The sequence below is a fragment of the Micromonospora chokoriensis genome (assembly GCF_900091505.1).
GTDB classification, from domain to species: Bacteria; Actinomycetota; Actinomycetes; order Mycobacteriales; family Micromonosporaceae; genus Micromonospora; species Micromonospora chokoriensis.
The window spans coordinates 3,278,389-3,296,653 of record NZ_LT607409.1; the positions used below are offsets into that span (position 1 = coordinate 3,278,389).

The 18,265-nt window shown below is 71.7% G+C and carries 16 protein-coding genes; 10 read left to right on the forward strand and 6 right to left on the reverse strand.

Annotated features, from left to right (window positions below; translation table 11 throughout):
• Positions 1-206 precede the first annotated feature (206 nt).
• The gene (gene uvrC, locus GA0070612_RS15490; protein WP_088988538.1) at positions 207-2,195 is read left to right on the forward strand and encodes an excinuclease ABC subunit UvrC; all 1,989 of its coding nucleotides are present in this window, start codon (positions 207-209) and stop codon (positions 2,193-2,195) included.
• A 79-nt stretch (positions 2,196-2,274) separates the two neighbouring features.
• Here uvrC and GA0070612_RS15495 read toward each other — a convergent pair whose 3' ends face one another.
• On the reverse strand, positions 2,275-2,544 hold the full coding sequence (locus GA0070612_RS15495; RefSeq protein WP_157742485.1) for a hypothetical protein: 270 nt from the start codon (positions 2,542-2,544) through the stop codon (positions 2,275-2,277).
• 490 nt (positions 2,545-3,034) lie between these two features.
• Here GA0070612_RS15495 and GA0070612_RS15500 point away from each other — a divergent pair, with 490 nt between their 5' ends.
• On the forward strand, positions 3,035-3,691 hold the full coding sequence (locus GA0070612_RS15500) for a C39 family peptidase (RefSeq protein ID WP_088988540.1): 657 nt from the start codon (positions 3,035-3,037) through the stop codon (positions 3,689-3,691).
• Between the two features lie 63 nt (positions 3,692-3,754).
• Here the strand turns inward: GA0070612_RS15500 and recQ are convergent, their stop codons facing one another.
• Entirely contained in the window at positions 3,755-5,596 is a 1,842-nt protein-coding gene (gene recQ, locus GA0070612_RS15505) for a DNA helicase RecQ (RefSeq protein WP_088988541.1), read from the reverse strand.
• Positions 5,597-5,844: 248 nt separating this feature from the next.
• On the opposite strand from recQ, the gene rapZ reads away from it, so the two are divergent.
• The 8 genes from rapZ to GA0070612_RS15545 all read left to right on the forward strand — a co-directional run bounded on the left by rapZ (position 5,845) and on the right by GA0070612_RS15545 (position 13,120).
• Positions 5,845-6,777, forward strand: coding sequence for an RNase adapter RapZ (gene rapZ, locus GA0070612_RS15510; protein WP_408630552.1), 933 nt, complete (start codon positions 5,845-5,847; stop codon positions 6,775-6,777).
• Complete coding sequence (locus GA0070612_RS15515) at positions 6,774-7,928, forward strand: gluconeogenesis factor YvcK family protein (protein WP_088988542.1); 1,155 nt, start codon at positions 6,774-6,776, stop codon at positions 7,926-7,928. Before rapZ ends, GA0070612_RS15515 begins: the two co-directional genes overlap by 4 nt.
• A gap of 54 nt (positions 7,929-7,982) precedes the next feature.
• A complete protein-coding gene (gene whiA / locus GA0070612_RS15520) occupies positions 7,983-8,963 on the forward strand; it encodes a DNA-binding protein WhiA (RefSeq protein WP_030337350.1) in 981 nt (326 codons plus the stop codon).
• Positions 8,964-9,227: 264 nt separating this feature from the next.
• Positions 9,228-10,232: a type I glyceraldehyde-3-phosphate dehydrogenase gene (gene gap / locus GA0070612_RS15525; RefSeq protein ID WP_088988543.1), complete on the forward strand. Its 1,005-nt coding sequence runs from the start codon at positions 9,228-9,230 to the stop codon at positions 10,230-10,232.
• Positions 10,233-10,284: 52 nt separating this feature from the next.
• Positions 10,285-11,487 (forward strand): phosphoglycerate kinase, encoded by a 1,203-nt coding sequence (locus GA0070612_RS15530; protein ID WP_088988544.1) that lies wholly within the window; start codon positions 10,285-10,287, stop codon positions 11,485-11,487.
• Between the two features lie 2 nt (positions 11,488-11,489).
• The gene (gene tpiA / locus GA0070612_RS15535) at positions 11,490-12,281 is read left to right on the forward strand and encodes a triose-phosphate isomerase (RefSeq protein WP_088988545.1); all 792 of its coding nucleotides are present in this window, start codon (positions 11,490-11,492) and stop codon (positions 12,279-12,281) included.
• Between the two features lie 96 nt (positions 12,282-12,377).
• A complete protein-coding gene (gene secG / locus GA0070612_RS15540) occupies positions 12,378-12,638 on the forward strand; it encodes a preprotein translocase subunit SecG (RefSeq protein ID WP_088988546.1) in 261 nt (86 codons plus the stop codon).
• A 140-nt stretch (positions 12,639-12,778) separates the two neighbouring features.
• Positions 12,779-13,120 carry an RNA polymerase-binding protein RbpA gene (locus tag GA0070612_RS15545; protein ID WP_088988547.1) on the forward strand — a complete coding sequence of 114 codons (342 nt, stop codon included), beginning with the start codon at positions 12,779-12,781 and terminating at the stop codon, positions 13,118-13,120.
• A 25-nt stretch (positions 13,121-13,145) separates the two neighbouring features.
• Here the strand turns inward: GA0070612_RS15545 and pgl are convergent, their stop codons facing one another.
• The 4 genes from pgl to GA0070612_RS15565 form a co-directional block, all read right to left on the reverse strand.
• The gene (gene pgl / locus GA0070612_RS15550) at positions 13,146-13,916 is read right to left on the reverse strand and encodes a 6-phosphogluconolactonase (protein WP_088988548.1); all 771 of its coding nucleotides are present in this window, start codon (positions 13,914-13,916) and stop codon (positions 13,146-13,148) included.
• 128 nt (positions 13,917-14,044) lie between these two features.
• Entirely contained in the window at positions 14,045-15,061 is a 1,017-nt protein-coding gene (locus tag GA0070612_RS15555; protein ID WP_088988549.1) for a glucose-6-phosphate dehydrogenase assembly protein OpcA, read from the reverse strand.
• Positions 15,058-16,611 (reverse strand): glucose-6-phosphate dehydrogenase, encoded by a 1,554-nt coding sequence (zwf, locus tag GA0070612_RS15560; protein ID WP_088988550.1) that lies wholly within the window; start codon positions 16,609-16,611, stop codon positions 15,058-15,060. Before zwf ends, GA0070612_RS15555 begins: the two co-directional genes overlap by 4 nt.
• A 2-nt stretch (positions 16,612-16,613) precedes the next feature.
• Positions 16,614-18,263, reverse strand: a complete 1,650-nt coding sequence (locus GA0070612_RS15565; RefSeq protein WP_088988551.1) for a glucose-6-phosphate isomerase — start codon at positions 18,261-18,263, stop codon at positions 16,614-16,616.
• Positions 18,264-18,265: the final 2 nt, after the last annotated feature.

Consider the following 18,265-nt stretch of genomic DNA (forward strand, 5'->3'; position numbering starts at 1 on the left):
TCGGCCGGTGCGTGTGCCGTGGTGCTCGGCCGGGTCGGCCGGGCCTGCCGCGTGATCGGCGGCGCTGGGCGGTGGCTGCCGCGTGATCGACTCGTGTTTCGGGACGTCGGGGTGTTCGTGACGGTTCGACACCCCGACGTTTCCGGACACGGAGTGGATCTAGAGCTTGCGCCGGGCTGTCGGTGCCGCGGACTAGGCTTGCTGACGTGGCTGACCCCTCGACCTACCGCCCCGCACCCGGCACCATCCCGGAGCTCCCAGGGGTCTACCGCTTCCGCGACGGCACCGGCCGGGTGATCTACGTCGGCAAGGCGAGAAACCTGCGCAGCCGGCTCAACTCCTACTTCGGCGACGTGTGGAACCTGCACGAGCGCACGCGCCAGATGGTCACCACCGCCGAATCGGTGGACTGGATCACCGTCGCCACCGAGGTCGAGGCGCTCCAGCAGGAGTTCACCTGGATCAAGCAGTACGACCCTCGGTTCAACGTCCGTTACCGCGACGACAAGTCGTACCCCTATCTGGCCGTCACCCTCAACGAGGAATACCCACGGCTGCAGGTGATGCGTGGCGCCAAGCGCAAAGGGGTGCGCTACTTCGGTCCATACTCGCACGCCTGGGCCATCCGGGAGACCCTCGACCTGCTGCTGCGGGTGTTCCCCGCCCGCACGTGCTCCGCGGGTGTCTTCAAGAGGGCCGGTCAGGTCGGCCGCCCCTGCCTGCTCGGCTACATCGGCAAGTGCTCGGCGCCGTGCGTCGGCACCGTCTCCGCCGACGAGCACCGCGCCATCGTCGACGGGTTCTGCGACTTCATGGCCGGACGCACCGACACCATGGTTCGCAAGATCGAACGCGAGATGACCGAGGCGAGCGAGCAGCTCGAGTTCGAACGGGCCGCCCGGCTACGCGACGACGTCGCCGCGCTGCGCCGCGCCATGGAGAAGCAGACAGTGGTGCTGGGCGACGGCACCGACGCCGACGTGGTCGCGTTCGCCGACGACCCCCTCGAAGCGGCAGTGCAGGTCTTCCACGTCCGCGACGGCCGGGTTCGCGGCCAGCGCGGCTGGGTGGTGGAGAAGACCGAGGACCTGACCACCGGCGACCTGGTCCACCACTTCTGCACCCAGGTGTACGGGGGCGAGCACGGTGAAGCCGACGTGCCCCGGGAACTGCTGGTGCCCGAGTTGCCCGCCGACGCCGACGCGTTGGCGGACTGGCTCTCCCACCACCGGGGCAGCCGGGTGTCGCTGCGCGTGCCGCAGCGCGGTGACAAGCGCGCGCTGATGGAGACCGTCGAGCGCAACGCCAAGGACGCGCTGGCCCGGCACAAACTCAAGCGCTCCGGAGACCTCACCACCAGGGGCAAGGCGCTGGACGAGATCAGCGAGGCGCTGGGCATGCGCACCTCGCCGCTGCGCATCGAGTGCTTCGACATCTCCCAGATCCAGGGCACCGACGTGGTGGCCAGCATGGTGGTCTTCGAGGACGGGCTGCCCCGCAAGAGCGAATACCGGCGGTTCATCGTCCGTGGCGCCACCGACGACCTCTCCGCGATGTCCGAGGTGCTGCGCCGCCGCTTCGCCCGCTACCTGGACGCGCGGGCCGAGACGGGTGAGGTGGGCGTCGAGTCCGCCGACGACCCGACCGCTCCGGAGGACGCCGTCGAGCCGCAGGTCGGTGTCCTGATCGACCCGACCACCGGCCGACCGCGAAAGTTCGCGTACCCGCCGCAGTTGGTGGTCGTCGACGGCGGCGCCCCGCAGGTCGCGGCCGCCGCGCAGGCCCTCGCCGACCTGGGCATCGACGACGTGGCGCTGTGCGGGCTCGCCAAGCGGCTGGAGGAGGTCTGGCTGCCCGACGACGAGTTCCCGGTCATTCTGCCGCGCACGTCGGAAGGTCTCTACCTGCTGCAACGGGTCCGCGACGAGGCCCACCGGTTCGCCATCACCTTCCACCGGCAACGCCGATCGAAGCGGATGACCGAGTCGGCGCTCGACCACGTGCCCGGCCTCGGCGAGGTGCGACGGAAGGCGCTGTTGCGGCACTTCGGCTCACTCAAGCGGCTCTCCGCCGCGACAGTCGAGGAGATCACCGAAGTGCCCGGCGTGGGCCGGCGTACCGCCGAGGCGATCCTGGCCGCCCTCGACAAGGACACGAAAACCGACGAGGCCGTGGAATCGAACCCGACGACCTGACACCGCCCTCTCGGCTGGTCGCGATCGGGGCAACATCGCGGGTTCGGCGTGGGGCAGCAGTCTTCCCGACGTTGCGCGATCACGAACGGGGTGATGCTGCGCCGGTCGCGGTGACAGGTCGTTTCTTGGACGATCGGGCGCGATCCAGGTTGTAGTGGGGCAGGCCGGCGGGGATGGGGTGGCCGGTGTAGTGGGGCAGGCCGGCGGGGATGGGGTGGCCGGTGTAGCGGGGCAGGCCGGCGGGGGTGGGGTGGCCGGGGATGGGGTGGCCTCGGGTGAGGCAGGGGTTGTCGATTCCGTTGGGGCTGATCGGGCAGACCGCCCACGTGGCGTAGGGGTTCACGCGCACCCAGGACGCCCCGGGGCGCGTGAACCGCACTTTGCCGCGCGTACGGGTTGATCCACTCGGTTTCCATGAAGTCGGGGTATCCCCGGCGCTCGGATACCGCGATATCGCCGATCCCGAGTGGATCACGGCGGGTGCGCCGCCGTCGACCGGTGAGGGCTGTCCGGTGTGCGAGGTTTGTCGGGTGGTGGGGGTCACCCGGGTGGCGGAATCGGGGGCCGGGCGGGGTCGTTATACCTGGCACGGCCGCGACGCCGGGTCGCGGTGAGCGGCAGCAGCCGGGAACACCGGCCCGGCAGCCCGGGTTACACCCCCCGCACCGCCGAGCAGCACGGGCCGTGGAGCCCGGCGGAATGATCCGCTGCCCCACCTGGTTGCACCGTCTCCCGATGCCGGCCCCGCCGGGTCGCCGGGCAGGTGAGCTTTCCCGCATGGCCGTCGCCCGTGTGTCGTGCGGTATCCCCCGCAGAGTGAAGCAGAGGAGCACGCCATCATGCGTACCGATCTGATTCGGAAGACCGCCCTGACCGCCGCCGGCCTCGCCTTCACCGGCGGCGCGATCGCCGGACCCGTCACCACCGCCTTCGCCGCCCCGAACACCAGCAAGCCCGCGACGCAGACCCAGACCGACCGCAAGAGCGGTGAGCGGGAGTTGGGTGTGCGCTACGAAGCCCAGCCGAACTTCTACTACTGCGGGCCCGCCGCGACCCGTAACGCGTTGAGTGTGCAGGGTAAGGACATCAACGTGGACGCCATGGCCAAGGAGATGGGCACCACCGAGGCCGGCACGAACTCGATCAACGACATCACCCCGGTGCTGAACAAGGAGACCGGCACGAACGCCTACCGGTCGGTGGAGATCTCCCACCCGGACGCCGACGCCAAGCAGACCGACACCCTGCGCGCCGACATCGTGCGCACCGTCGACGACGGCCGGGCCGTGGTCGCGAACATCGCCGGCACCACCACCGACACCGACGGGGTGAGCCACTCCTACGAGGGCGGGCACTACATCAGCGTCGTCGGCTACCACGACAACGGCAACACCGTCACCATCGCCGACTCCGCCGACCCCAACCAGGCCTCCTACCACGTCACCGTCGAGCACCTCGCCGACTGGATCGCCACCCGCGGCTACGCCACCAACTGACCCACACGCACACGCACACCGAAGGGCCGGACCCCACCACGGGGCCCGGCCCTTCACCATGTCTCAGTCGCTGGCGAGCACGGCCAGGATCTGCTCGCCGTACTTGGCGAGCTTGTTCTCGCCGACCCCGCTGACGCGGGACAGTTCGGCAAGCGTGCCCGGTGCGTCGTTGGCGATCTGGCGAAGAGTGGCGTCGTGGAAGATCACGTACGCCGGAACGCCCTGCTCCTTGGCGGTGGTCGCCCGCCAGCCGCGCAGGCGCTCGAAGACCGGCGCGGCGGTCGGGGTCAGCTCGGCGACGACGGTGGCCGAGCCGCGCGGCTTCGACGAGCGGCTCGACGTCGGCCGCTCCGGCTCGCGGCGCATCGTGACGGTACGGCGGCGGCCGAGCACGTCGGCGCTGGCGTCGGTCAGGGCGAGCGTGCCGTAGTCGCCCTCCACGGCGAGCAGCCCTTCGGCGAGCAGTTGCCGGACCACCCCCCGCCACTCCGCCTCGCTCAGCTCGGCGCCGATGCCGAAGACGGTCAGCGAGTCGTGGCCGTACTGGCTGATCTTGTCATTGTGTTTGCCGAGCAGGATGTCGATGCAGTGCCCCGCCCCGAAGCGTTGGTTGCGTTCCCGGTCGAGGCGGAAGACCGTGGAGAGCAGCTTCTGGGCGGCGACGGTGCCGTCCCAGGACTCCGGCGGGTTGAGGCAGGTGTCGCAGTTGCCGCAGGCGGGCGTGGAGGTCTCGCCGAAGTATTCGAGCAGTTGGACGCGCCGGCAGCGCACCGTCTCGCAGAGGGCGAGCATCGCGTCCAGGTGGGCGGCGAGGTTGCGACGGTGGGCGAGGTCGCCGTCGGACGTCTCGATCATCTTGCGTTGCTGCACCACGTCCTGCAGCCCGTACGCGAGCCAGGCGGTGGACGGCAGGCCGTCCCGCCCGGCGCGGCCGGTCTCCTGGTAGTAGCCCTCGACCGACTTGGGCAGGTCGAGGTGGGCGACGAAGCGTACGTCCGGCTTGTCGATGCCCATGCCGAAGGCGATCGTGGCGACCATCACCAGGCCGTCCTCCCGGAGGAAGCGTTGCTGGTTGGCGGCGCGCGTGGTGGCGTCCAGGCCCGCGTGGTAGGGCAGTGCGGCGATGCCGTTGGCGACCAGGAACTCCGCCGTCTTGTCGACGGAGGCCCGGGACAGGCAGTAGACGATCCCGGCGTCGCCCGGGTGCTCGTCGCGCAGCAGTGCCAGTAGTTGCTTGCGGGGCTCCCGCTTGGGCACGATCCGGTACTGGATGTTGGGCCGGTCGAAGCTGGCCACGAAGTGGCGGGCGTCGTCGAGCTTGAGCCGGCTGGCGATCTCGGTGCGGGTGGCGCTGGTAGCGGTGGCGGTCAGCGCGATCCGTGGCACCTGCGGCCAGCGTTCGTGCAGCATCGACAGCGCCAGGTAGTCGGGGCGGAAGTCGTGCCCCCACTGGGACACGCAGTGCGCCTCGTCGATCGCGAACAGGGAGATGCGCCCCCGGTCCAGCAGGGCGAGCGTGGAGCGGACGCCGAGCGCCTCCGGGGCGAGGTAGAGCAGGTCCAGGTCGCCGGCGACGAAGGCGGCCTCGACCCGGCGTCGGGCGTCCAGGCTCTGGGTCGAGTTGAGGAACCCGGCGCGGACGCCGACGGCGGTGAGCGCGTCGACCTGGTCCTGCATGAGGGCGATCAGCGGCGACACGACGACCGCGACACCCTCCCGGACCAGGGCCGGGATCTGGTAGCACAGTGACTTGCCGCCACCGGTCGGCATCAACACCAGCGCGTCGCCGCCGTCGACGACGTGGTCGATCACGTCCTGCTGGAAGCCGCGGAAGGCGTCGTAGCCGAACACCCGGCGCAGCACCGGCAACGCGCCCTCGGTCCGCAGGTCGGTGGGGGAGGCCATCCGGGGAGTCTACGAGCCGACCCCGACAGCGCCCCCCCGGCGCACCCGGGCGGCGACTGTCACCCGCCGGGCTGTCTGGTCTGACCTGCGAAGATCGCGAAGAGCGTGTTCGTGACTACTGATCGTCAGCAAGAGTGAGGGGTGGTGGGCCGTGGCGGGTGCGCGGACTCGACCCGGTAGCGGGATAGAGTCGCTGATTGACCAATCGCGGCCACTGGCGGCCGCGGCGCCACGGCTTGGGGGTACGGGTGAGCGAGGCGCGCACAGTCGGTGACGAGATCGGCGACCCGAACGGGGTCGACGGGCAGTCGACGGCGGAGGCGGAGACCACACTCGTGGTGGTCACCGGGCTCTCCGGCGGCGGCCGCAGCACTGTCGCCCGGGCGTTGGAGAACGTCGGCTACTACGTGGTCGACAACCTGCCACAGGCGCTGATGTTGGACATGGCCGAGCTGGCGGTCAAGGCGGGCGGCGCGGCTCGGCGTACCGCGATGGTGTTGGACGTGCGGTCGCGGGCCTTCTCCACCGACCTGGCCGGGGCGATCCGGGAGCTCAAGGAGCGCGGGTTCTCGCCCCGGGTGGTCTTCGTCGACGCCGACGACGAGGTGTTGATCCGACGGTTCGAGAGCGTTCGCCGGTCGCACCCGTTGCAGGGGGACGGGCGGCTCGCTGACGGCATCGCCGTGGAGCGTGGCCTGCTGGAGGAGGCCCGCGACCAGGCCGACGTGATCATCGACACCAGCCACCTGAACGTCAACCAGCTCCGCCGGCGCATCGAGGAGTTGTTCGGCGGCGAGGACGCGCGCCGGCTGCGGGTCACGGTGCTGTCCTTCGGCTTCAAGTACGGCCTGCCGCCGGACGCGGACTTCGTGCTGGACGCCCGGTTCCTGCCCAACCCGTACTGGGTGCCGGAGTTGCGCGAGCACACCGGGCGGGAGGAGGCGGTCAGCGCGTACGTGCTGGGGCAGGAGGGCGCGGACGCCTTCGTCGCCTCGTACGCCGACCTGGTCAACGCCACCACCACGGGCTTCGAGCGGGAGGGCAAGCGGTACCTCACGGTGGCCGTGGGCTGTACCGGTGGCAAGCACCGCAGCGTGGCCATCGCCGAGGAGTTGGCCGGGCGGCTGCGCCACTCCGGGTTGGCGGCCAACGCCCAGCACCGCGACCTGGGGCGGGAATGACGGCCCGGCGGGTGGTGGCGTTCGGCGGCGGGCACGGCCTGTCCGCCTCGTTGCGCGCGCTGCGGCACTGCGCCCCCGAACTCGACCTCGACATCACCGCGGTGGTCACCGTCGGGGACGACGGCGGCTCCAGCGGCCGGCTGCGTGCCGAGCGGGGCGGTCTGCCCCCGGGTGACCTGCGCCAGGCGCTGGTGGCGCTGGCCGGAGACCACCCGGCGACCCGGCGCAGCGCCGGATTGTTCCAGCACCGCTTCGCCGCCGTGCCGGCCGGCGTACCCCCGCGCGGCGCAGCCGACCCGGACCCGGCGGCGAGCGACGGCCGCGACCCCGACCGGCAGGGCGACGGCCGCGATCCCGACCGGCAGGGCGACGGCCGCGATCCCGACCGGCAGGCCGACGGGCGCGACCCCGGCGCGGCGGCGACCGGCGCGCACGGCCGGGAGCCGCAGACGGCCCGCGTCGACGGGTTGGCCGGGCACGCGGTGGGCAACCTGGTGCTCTGCGGTCTCATGGAGCTGCTCGGCGATCCGGTGGCCGCGCTGGACCACGCGGGAGCGATGCTCGGCGCGGTCGGTCGGGTGCTGCCGATGTCCCGGCAGCCGGTCGGCATCGAGGCGCAGGTACGCGGGATCGACCCGGACGCCCCGGACGAGGTGCGTACCGTGCGCGGCCAACACCAGGTGGCGGTCACCACCGGCCGGGTCGAGTCGCTGCGCCTCACGCCCACCGCACCGCCGGCCTGCGCCGAGGTGATCGAGGCGATCATGGCGGCGGACTGGTTGATCTTCGGGCCGGGCAGCTGGTACACGAGTGTGCTCCCGCACCTGCTGGTGCCGCAGGTGGCCGACGCGATCGTGTCCACCTCGGCCCGGCGGTTGGTCACGCTGAACCTCGCCGCGGAGAAGGAGACCCTCGGGCTCTCCGTCGCCGATCACCTCGCGGCTCTGCACTGGTACCTGCCCGAGCTCAAGGTCGATCTCGTGCTCGCCGACGCCAAGGCGGTGGGTGACCCCGAACCGGTCGAACGTGCGGCAGAATCGCTGGGTGCCCGCCTGGTCCTCGCCCCCGTCGCCGTCACCGGTGGCACTCCCCGCCATGATCCGGCTGCCCTGGGCGCCGCACTGGTGCCTGTCCTGGGTGCCGATCGTTAGACACGTACGTAATCTCCGGCGACACGCCGGAACCGGTCCGTGAGGGGACGCACAATGGCGATGACGGCCGCGGTCAAGGACGAGCTGAGTCGGGTCGACGTGCCCAAGCCCTGCTGCCGGCGGGCGGAGATGGCCGCGCTGCTGCGCTTCGCCGGCGGCCTGCACATCGTCTCCGGCCGTGTGGTGGTGGAGGCGGAACTGGACACCGGGGCGGTGGCCCGGCGGCTGCGCCGGGAGATCGCCGAGGTCTACGGCTATCCCAGCGAGATCCACGTGCTGGCCTCCGGTGGGCTGCGCAAGGGCAGCCACTTCATCGTGCGCGTGGTCAAGGACGGCGAGGCCCTCGCCCGGCAGACCGGCCTGCTCGACGTGCGCGGTCGCCCGGTGCGTGGCCTGCCCCCGCACGTGGTGGCGGCGAACGTCTGCTGCGCCGTCTCCGCCTGGCGGGGCGCGTTCATGGCGCACGGGTCGCTGACCGAGCCCGGCCGATCCAGCGCGCTGGAGATCACCTGCCCGGGGCCGGAGTCGGCGCTGGCGCTGGTCGGCGCGGCCCGCCGCATCGGCATCACCGCGAAGAACCGTGAGGTACGCGGGGTGGACCGGGTGGTCGTCAAGGACGGCGACGCGATCGCCGCGCTGCTCACCCGCATCGGCGCGCACTCCAGCGTGCTGGCCTGGGAGGAGCGCCGGGTACGCCGCGAGGTGCGCGCCACCGCCAACCGGCTGGCCAACTTCGACGACGCCAACCTGCGCCGGTCGGCGCGCGCCGCGGTCGCCGCCGCCGCCCGGGTCACCCGTGCCCTGGAGATCCTCGCCGACGAGGCGCCCAACCACCTGACCGACGCCGGGCGGCTGCGCCTGGAGCACCGGCAGGCGTCGCTGGAGGAGCTGGGCGCGTTGGCGGACCCGCCGCTGACCAAGGACGCCATCGCCGGGCGGATCCGCCGACTCCTGGCACTGGCCGACAAGCGGGCCCGGGACCTCGGCATCCCGGATACCGAAGCGGCAGTCACGCCCGACATGCTCGTGGTCTGATAGGACGGTAAGGCCGCACGGTGCGTCCGGGAGCACGACCCGGCGCAGCGTGGTCTCGCACGCTCGGATAGGGTCGCTGAGTACGGCAAGGGGGCCGACACAGGCACTCCTCGTCGTGCACACCGCCTCGGGCGGTCAAGGTCCTCAGACCGCGGCGGGGTGGCCGAGACGAACCGTCAACGGCCGGCTCCAACGGTCGGCGCACACCACTCCGCCGGCCCGTTGTCTGAGGCCGGCAGACCAGAACGCGAGGAGATGGGACCTGTGACCATCCGGGTTGGCATCAACGGCTTCGGCCGAATCGGCCGTAACTTCTTCCGGGCAGTGCTGGCGTCCGACGCCGACATCGAGGTCGTGGCGGTGAACGACCTGACCGACAACGGCACGCTTGCCCACCTGCTCAAGTACGACAGCATCCTGGGCCGCCTGCCCTACGAGGTCAAGGCCACCGCCGACGAGATCACCGTCGGTGGCAAGACCATCAAGGCGTACGCCGAGAAGGACCCGTCGAAGCTGCCGTGGGGCGAGGTGGGCGCCGACGTAGTCATCGAGTCGACCGGCTTCTTCACCGACGCCACGAAGGCCAAGGCGCACGTCGACGGCGGGGCCAAGAAGGTCATCATCTCCGCCCCGGCGAAGAACGAGGACGTCACCGTCGTCATGGGTGTCAACCACGACACCTACGACCCGGCGAAGCACACCATCATCTCCAACGCTTCGTGCACCACCAACTGCCTCGCCCCGATGGCGAAGGTCCTGCACGACACGTTCGGCATCCAGCACGGTCTGATGACGACGATCCACGCGTACACCCAGGACCAGAACCTGCAGGACGCGCCGCACTCGGACCTGCGTCGTGCCCGGGCCGCCGCGCTGAACATCGTGCCGACCTCCACCGGTGCCGCCAAGGCGATCGGCCTGGTCCTGCCGGACCTCAAGGGCAAGCTCGACGGGTACGCCCTGCGGGTGCCGATCCCGACCGGCTCGGTCACCGACCTCACCGTCAACGTGGGTCGCGAGACCACCGTGGACGAGGTCAACGCCGCGCTGAAGGCCGCCGCGGACGGCCCGCTCAAGGGCATCCTGGTCTACAACGAGGACCCGATCGTCTCCACCGACATCGTGACCGACCCGGCGTCGTGCATCTTCGACGCGCCGCTGACCAAGGTCGTCGGCAACCAGGTCAAGGTCGTCGGCTGGTACGACAACGAGTGGGGCTACTCCAACCGCCTGGTCGACCTCGTCAAGCTGGTCGGTTCGTCGCTGTGAGCGCGAGGAGTGCGCTTGCGAGCCCCGCAGTCGCGAACGGAAGGCTAGCTCTGTGAGTGCCCTCCGGACCCTCGACGACCTGCTCGCCGAGGGGGTGTCGGGTCGGCGCGTGCTGGTGCGCGCCGACCTGAACGTCCCGCTCGACAAGCAGACCGGTGCGATCACTGATGATGGTCGGATCCGCGCGGTGCTGCCGACCCTCGGCGCGCTGGTCGAGGCCGGCGCGAAGGTGGTCGTCTGCTCGCACCTGGGCCGCCCGAAGGGCGCGCCGGACCCGCAGTTCAGCCTGAGCCCGGTCGCCGGGCGGCTCGGTGAGCTGCTCGGCGCTCCGGTGCACTTCGCCACCGACACCGTCGGCGAGTCGGCCCGTTCCACCGTCGCGGACCTGGCCGACGGCCAGGTCGCCCTGCTGGAGAACCTGCGCTTCAACGCGGGCGAGACCAGCAAGGACGAGGCCGAGCGGGGCGCCTTCGCCGACCAGCTCGCCGCGTTCGGCGACGCGTACGTGGACGACGCGTTCGGTGCGGTGCACCGCAAGCACGCCAGTGTCTTCGACGTGCCGGCCCGGTTGCCGCACGTCGCGGGTCGACTGGTGCTGCGTGAGGTCGAGGTGCTGTCCAAGCTCACCGGTGACCCCGAGCGGCCGTACGTGGTCGTGCTCGGTGGGTCGAAGGTGTCCGACAAGCTCGCCGTGATCGAGGCGCTGCTGCCCACTGTCGACCGGCTGCTCATCGGCGGCGGGATGTGCTTCACCTTCCTCAAGGCCCAGGGCCTGGAGGTGGGCACCTCGCTGCTGGAGAAGGACATGGTCGACACCTGCCGCAACCTGCTGGAGCGGGCCAACGGCAAGATCCTGCTCCCGGTCGACGTGGTGGTCGCGGACGCGTTCGCCCCGGACGCCGCGCACGACACGGTGCGCGTGGACGGCATCCCGAGCCACCGGCTCGGTCTGGACGTCGGCCCGGAGACGGTGGCCGGCTTCAGCGCCGCCCTGTCCCAGGCGAAGACGATCTTCTGGAACGGCCCGATGGGCGTGTTCGAGATGCCGGCGTTCGCGGCGGGCACCCGAGGAATCGCCGAGGCGATCACCAAGGCCGACGCGTTCAGCGTCGTCGGCGGCGGTGACTCGGCGGCGGCGGTCCGTGCCCTGGGGCTGGACGAGTCGTCCTTCGGGCACATCTCCACGGGCGGCGGCGCCTCCCTGGAATACCTCGAGGGCAAGACCCTCCCCGGCATCGCGGCCCTGGAGAACTGAACATGGCGAGCACCACCCGTCGGCCGCTGATGGCCGGCAACTGGAAGATGAACCTCAACCACCTTGAGGCCAACCTGCTGGTGCAGAAGCTGGCGGCCAGCCTCACCGAGAAGCAGCTCACCGAGGTCGAGACGGTAGTGCTGCCGCCCTTCACCGACCTGCGTACCGTGCAGACCGCGGTGGACGGCGACAAGCTGCTGATCGGCTACGGCGGGCAGGACCTCTCCCCGCACGCGTCCGGCGCGTACACCGGGGACATCTCCGGTCCGCTGCTGGCGAAGCTCGGCTGCACGTACGTGGTGGTCGGGCACTCCGAGCGGCGGGCCTACCACCACGAGGACGACACCGTCGTCAACGCCAAGGTGAAGGCGGCGCTGACGCACGGCCTGACCCCGATCCTCTGCGTGGGGGAGGGGCTGGACGTCCGCGAGCAGGGCACCCACGTGGCGCACTGCGCCGACCAGCTCGACGGGGGACTCGCCGGCCTCACGCCCGAGCAGGTGCGGCAGGTCGTGATCGCGTACGAGCCGGTCTGGGCGATCGGCACGGGCAAGACCGCGACCCCGGAGGACGCCCAGGAGGTGTGCGGGGCGGTCCGGCAGCGACTGGCGGAGCGCTTCGACCAGGACACCGCCGACCAGGTCAGGGTCCTCTACGGCGGCTCGGTCAAGGCGTCCAACGTCGCTTCGATCATGGCCCAGCCGGACGTGGACGGGGCCCTGGTCGGGGGCGCCAGCCTGGACGCGGAGGAGTTCGCGCAAATCTGCCGCTTCCCGGAGCACCTCGCTCGCTGATCGCTCGGTATCCTGGACACCGCCCGTCCGCCGGTCGGTGCCGCCGTGCCCGATCAGACCGGGCGAGGATCGCTACGAGAGGAACTGACCCCAGCCATGCCGATCTGGTTCGCATACACGTTGATCGTGTTGCTGGTCATCACGAGCATTCTGCTCACCCTGCTGATCCTGCTGCACCGCGGCAAGGGCGGCGGTCTGTCGAGCATGTTCGGCGGTGGCGTCAGCTCCAGCCTCGCCGGCTCGTCGGTGGCGGAGAAGAACCTCGACCGTTACACCGTTCTGGTGAGCGTCGTCTGGTTCGCCGCCATCGTCGGTCTGGGGCTCTGGCTCCGCCTGCAACTGAACAGCGTCTCCTGAGCGAGCGCTTCAAGTCGTACAATCTGCGCGCGGTCCGTCACTCGACGGGCCGCGCGCAGGCTTTTCTCCGCTGCACCGCGTCGCCCGCCGCCCACCCCTGCACGACGGCGGGTCCCCTCCGACGACAGGAGCGAGCAGCCGTGCCGAGTGGCAACGTCATCCGTGGCGCCCGTGTCGGGTCCGCACCCATGCGCCCCGACGAGCGGCACCAACCCGCCCCCCGACAGGACGTCACCTACTGGTGCCGCAACGACCACCGGACCGACATCCGGATCGCCGCGGACGCCGAACCGCCTGCGGTGTGGGACTGCCCCCGTTGTGGCCTACCCGCCGGCCAGGACGCGCAGAACCCGCCAGGCCGCGTCCGCGCCGAACCGTACAAGAGCCACCTGGCGTACGTGAAGGAGCGGCGCACCGCCGAGGAGGGCGAGGCGCTGCTGGCCGAGGCGCTCGCCGCGCTCCGCCGACGACGCGGCGAGTGACAGCCGCGCCGCCGACGGGCTGCGCCTAACGGAGGCTGCGGAAGCGGGCGGGTACGTCGGCTGCGGCGGCCCGGTCCAGCAGCCACCGGGTGCGGCTCACGCCGTGCACCCCGGCGGCCGGCAACTGCACCGGCCCGGCGCCCGCCAACGCCATGCCCACCGCACGGGCCTTGTCGGCGCCGCCGGCCACCAGCCAGACCTCGTCCGCGGTGTTGATCGTCGGCAGGGTGAGCGTGGTCCGCACCGACGGCGGCTTGGGGCTGCCTCGCACCGCGCTGCACGGCCGGGTGTCGTAGTGCACCGGGTGCTCGGGGAAGACCGAGGCGACGTGCCCGTCCTCGCCGACACCCAGCATCAGCACGTCGAAGTGCGGCAGCGTGGCGTTGCCGGGCCGGGCGGCGCGCGCCAGCTCCTCGGCGTACTCCGCTGCCGCCGCCTCGGGGTCGTTGCCGGCCGGGCCGTCGGACGCCGGCATCGGGTGCACCCGGGCCGGGTCGAGCGGCACCACGTCCAGCAGGGCGGCACGGGCCTGGGTCTCGTTGCGGTCCGGATCGCCGGCGGGCAGGAACCGCTCGTCGCCCCACCACACGTCGACCCGGGACCAGTCCACCGCGTCGCGGGCCGGCAGCGTCGCCACCGCCCGGTAGACGGCTGCGGCGATCCGACCGCCGGTGAGCACCACCGACGCCTCGCCCCGGTCGGCCTGGGCGTCGAGCAACTTCACCAGCAACCGGGCGGCCACGGCCTGCGCCAGCAGGTCGGCGTCGGCGTGGACGGCGACACTCGCCTCACTCATGGGATGCGCCTTCGTTTCCCGACCGCCGAGCGGTCGTCGTCGCGTCGTGCCGGGCGGATGCGCCCGGAGGTTTCGGGGCAGGGCCGGGTCGTGACCCGGCCCTGCCCCGACGTCGTGCCGGTGGTGGATCAGCTCTCGCCGCTGGTGCCGGAGTGCGCGGTCACGCCGGCCTCGGCGCGCTGCGCGGTAGCCGGATCCTTCCAGACGTGCACCCGCTGCGCGGGACGCTGCTCCAACCCCCGCAGCCCCACGGTCGCGCCCAGCGCCTCCGCGTATACCTGGTCGGCGTCCAGGCGGCGCAGCTCCTCGGCCAACTCGTCGCCGAGCGGGCGGCGGACCAGCGGCAGAGCCCTGTCGTCCTGACCCGTCCGCCGGAACACGGCCATGCTGTCCTCCCGGGTCAGCGTGAGCTGGTCACCGTTGGCGCAGCTCAACTGCACCTCACGCATCCGGGGGAACTCGTCGGTGTCCACCCGGCGCGGGGTGATGCCCAGCCGGCTGGACAGCCAACCGACCATCAGCGCGGCCGTCGGGTCGGTGGCCGGCGCGACGACCGTCGCCTCGGTGACCTGCTCGCTGGTCGTGTCGAACGCCCCGGCGACGAGCGTCCGCCACGGGGTGATCCGTGTCCAGGCCAGGTCGGTGTCGCCCGGCGCGTAGTCCCGGGCCCGCTGCCGCAGGGCCTCCACCGGGTCGGCGGCCTGCGCCGCGTCGGTGATCCTCCGGTCGGCGACCACCCCGAGGAAGTCGGTGGCGATCTCCGCCGGCGGCTCCCCGTGCCACCAGGTGACCACCGGCACGTCGGGGACGAGCAGCGGCATCACGACCGACTCGGCGTGCAGGGCCAGCCGACCGTACATCCGGGTGACCACCGCCTCGCACGGGCCGAGTCGCCCGCCGACGACGATCTCCGCGTCGAGCCGGTTGCGGTCCCGCTCGATGTCGGAGCGGACCACGACGACCAGCCGGCACGGGTGGGCGGCGGCGGCGATCGTCGCCGCCGCCTCCGCCTCCCGGACCCGCTTCTCGTCCACGACCACGATGAGGGTGAGCGCCATGCCGCTGGCCACCCCGCCGGCGCTGCGCCGCTCGGCGGCGAGCGCCTTGACCACCTCGTTGCCCGTGGTGTCCCACAGCCCGATCATGCTCGTCTCCAAGCGCGACCCTCACGGGCCAGCATCTCGTCGGAGGCTCGCGGCCCCCACTCACCGGCCCGGTACGGCTCCGGCGTGGTGCCCTCCCAGGCGTGCTCCAACGGGTCGATCACCTGCCAGCTCTGCTCGACCTCGGCGGCGTCCGGGAACAGGGTGCGGTCGCCGATCAGCACGTCCAGGACGAGACGTTCGTACGCCTCCGGGCTGGACTCGGTGAACGCCTCGCCGTACTGGAAGTCCATCGCGATGTCGCGGACCTCCATGGTCGTGCCCGGCACCTTCGAGCCGAACTTGAGCACCACGCCCTCGTCCGGCTGCACCCGGATGACCAACTGGTTGTTGCCCAGCGACTCCATGTCGGCGTCGTTGAACGGCAGGTGCGGCGCCTTCTTGAAGATGATGGCGACCTCGGTGACCCGCCGGGGCAGCCGCTTCCCGGCCCGGATGTAGAACGGCACCTCGGCCCAGCGGCGGTTCTGGATGCCCAGCCGCACCGCCACGTACGTCTCCGTGGTGGAGTCGGTGGGGACGTCCTGCTCCTCCCGGTAGCCGACGGCGCGTTCGCCACCCACCCAGCCGGGCAGGTACTGACCGCGGACGGTGTCCCGGGCGACGTCCCTGGGCAGGGTGATCGCCTTGAGCACCTTCAGCTTCTCGGCCCGGATCTCGTCGGCGTCGAAGCTGGTCGGCTCCTCCATCGCCACCAGGGCGAGCAGTTGGAGCAGGTGGTTCTGGAGCACGTCGCGGGCGGTGCCGACGGTGTCGTAGAAGCCGGCCCGGGTGCCGATGCCGACGTCCTCGGCCATGGTGATCTGCACCGAGTCGACGTACTTGGAGTTCCACAGCGGCTCGAACAGGTTGTTGGCGAACCGCAGGGCGAGGATGTTCTGGACCGTCTCCTTGCCCAGGTAGTGGTCGATCCGGAAGACGTCCTGACTGGTGAACACGTCGTCGACGAGGTCGTTGAGCGCCTTCGCCGACGGCAGGTCGTTGCCGAACGGCTTCTCCACCACGACCCGACGCCAACCACCGGACTTCTTGTTGTCGGCCATGCCGGTGCGGGCCAACTGCTTGAGCACGACGGGGAACGCGGCCGGCGGGATGGAGAAGTAGAAGGCCGCGTTGCCGGTGATGCCGTGGGTCTGCCGCAGGTCGTCCAACGTCGAGGCCAGCGTGTCGAAGGCCGCGTCGTCGTCGAACGACCCGCCGACGAACTTGATGTTGCCGGCCAGGCGTGCCCACACCTCGTCGCGCCACGGGGTACGCGCGTGCTTGCGGGCCGCCTCACACGCGAGGGTCTCGAAGTCGCCGTCCCCCCAGTCGCGGCGCGCGAAGCCGAGCACCACGAAACCCGGTGGCAGCAGCCCCCGGTTGGCCAGGTCGTAGACCGCCGGGAGCAACTTCTTACGGGCCAGGTCGCCGGTCACCCCGAAGATCACCAGAGCACAGGGCTCCGGGATCCGGGGCAACCGGCGGTCCTGCGGGTCGCGTAGCGGGTTCACCGAGCCATCACCTCGCTCCGCTTCAGTCACGTCGTCCATCGTCACGCCCGGAGCTGACCGGCCGCGTCGAGCAGTTGGGCGACACCGGCAGCACGGTCGGTCAGGTGCAACCGCAGCACCGGACGCTCCCGACCGGCGAGGGCCTGCCGGTCACCGGCGGCCTGCGCCGCCTGCAACTCGCCGAAGGTGTACGGCTTGCCCGGCACCGCCAGGTCCTCGGCGACCGCGCCGGTCACCTGGAGGTAGCTGCCCACCTGCGGGCCGCCCTTGTGGTACTGGCCGGTCGAGTGCAGGAACCGCGGCCCCCAACCGAAGGTGACCGGCCGCCCACCCGCCTGGGCCAGCAGCGACCGCAGCCGGGCCGCGTCGGCGTCGGCGAACCGGTCGAGGTACGCCATCACCGCGAGGTAACCGTCGTCGCCCAGCCCGTCGAGCAGCCAGCGCAGCACCCCGGCCAGGTCCCCGGGAGCGCCCTGCGGGGCGTACACCTCGATCGCGCCCTCGGTGAACGACGGCGTCTCCGCCGGCAGCCCCGAGGCCAGGATCTTGTTGGTGTTCTCCTTGGACTCGGTGACGTTCGGCTGGTTGAACGGGTCGATGCCGAGCACCACACCGGCCACCGCGGTCGCGTACTCCCAGGCCAGGAACTGCGCGCCGAGCGGGCCGTTGACGGCCACGTCCGGGTTGGCGCCGCCACCCGGCACGTCACCGGCGGCCAGCGCGCCGCCGTAGCTGACGGTCAGCACGTCCGACCCGGTGGCGCCGGGGCTCTGCGGGGACTCCACGACCACCGGGAGGATGCCCACCCCGGCCTTGCCGGTCGACTCGGCGATCAACTGCTCGGCCCAGTCGCCGAGCCCGTCGATGCCGGTGCCGTCGGAGAGCAGGGCGACCTTGTCCCGGGCCAGCGTCGCCGCCGCGCCCAGGGCGGCGCCCAGCGCGAGCGCCGGGTTGTTCTGGTCGGCGCCGAGCGACGTGGCCAGTGCGTCGGCCTGGTCGAGCAGCTCCGCGACCTCGACCCCGGCCAGCGCCGAGGGCACCAGACCGAACGCGGTGAGCGCCGAGTACCGGCCCCCGACGTTCGGGTCGGCGAGCACCGTGAAGGCGCCCATCTCGTTGGCGGTGGCCTCCAACGGCGAACCCGGGTCGGTGACGATGACGAAGTGCCGGCCGGCCTCCGCCTCGGTCATCCCGGCGTCCAGGAACGCCTGCCAGTAGGCGCGTCGGTGGCTGTCGGTCTCCACCGTCGACCCGGACTTGCTCGCCACCACCACGACGGTGCGCTCCAGCCGGTCACCGAGGGCCGCGCGGACCTGGCCCGGGTCGGTGGTGTCCAGCACGGTCAGCGGCTTACCCAGCGTCTGGGTGATCACCTCGGGCGCGAGCGACGAGCCGCCCATGCCGGCGAGCACCACGTGATCCAGGTCGGCCAGCTCGGCCTTCAGCTCGGCCAGCTGCGCCAGCAGCTCCCGGCTGCGCCGGTGGGTGTCCACCCAGCCCAGCCGGATCTTCGCCTCGGCCTCGGCGTCCGGACCCCACAGGCTGGCGTCCTTGCCGGCCAGCTTGCCCGGGACGCCGGCCTTCACCAGCGCGTCCCGGGTCGAGGCGGGCGCGGCCTTGTCGACCGCGTCCGCGCCGTACACGGAGAGCCCGGCCGCTGCCTCGACCGGCCCACTCAACAGGTCGCTCATGC

Coding starts and splice junctions, on each gene's coding strand:
- GA0070612_RS15500 (WP_088988540.1), top strand. CDS start 3,035: ATGCGTACCGATCTGATTCGGAAGACCGCCCTGACCGCCGCCGGCCTC.
- recQ (WP_088988541.1), bottom strand. CDS start 5,596: ATGGCCTCCCCCACCGACCTGCGGACCGAGGGCGCGTTGCCGGTGCTG.
- zwf (WP_088988550.1), bottom strand. CDS start 16,611: ATGGACGACGTGACTGAAGCGGAGCGAGGTGATGGCTCGGTGAACCCG.
- whiA (WP_030337350.1), top strand. CDS start 7,983: ATGGCGATGACGGCCGCGGTCAAGGACGAGCTGAGTCGGGTCGACGTG.
- pgl (WP_088988548.1), bottom strand. CDS start 13,916: ATGAGTGAGGCGAGTGTCGCCGTCCACGCCGACGCCGACCTGCTGGCG.
- GA0070612_RS15565 (WP_088988551.1), bottom strand. CDS start 18,263: ATGAGCGACCTGTTGAGTGGGCCGGTCGAGGCAGCGGCCGGGCTCTCC.
- tpiA (WP_088988545.1), top strand. CDS start 11,490: ATGGCGAGCACCACCCGTCGGCCGCTGATGGCCGGCAACTGGAAGATG.
- secG (WP_088988546.1), top strand. CDS start 12,378: ATGCCGATCTGGTTCGCATACACGTTGATCGTGTTGCTGGTCATCACG.
- GA0070612_RS15515 (WP_088988542.1), top strand. CDS start 6,774: ATGACGGCCCGGCGGGTGGTGGCGTTCGGCGGCGGGCACGGCCTGTCC.
- GA0070612_RS15555 (WP_088988549.1), bottom strand. CDS start 15,061: ATGATCGGGCTGTGGGACACCACGGGCAACGAGGTGGTCAAGGCGCTC.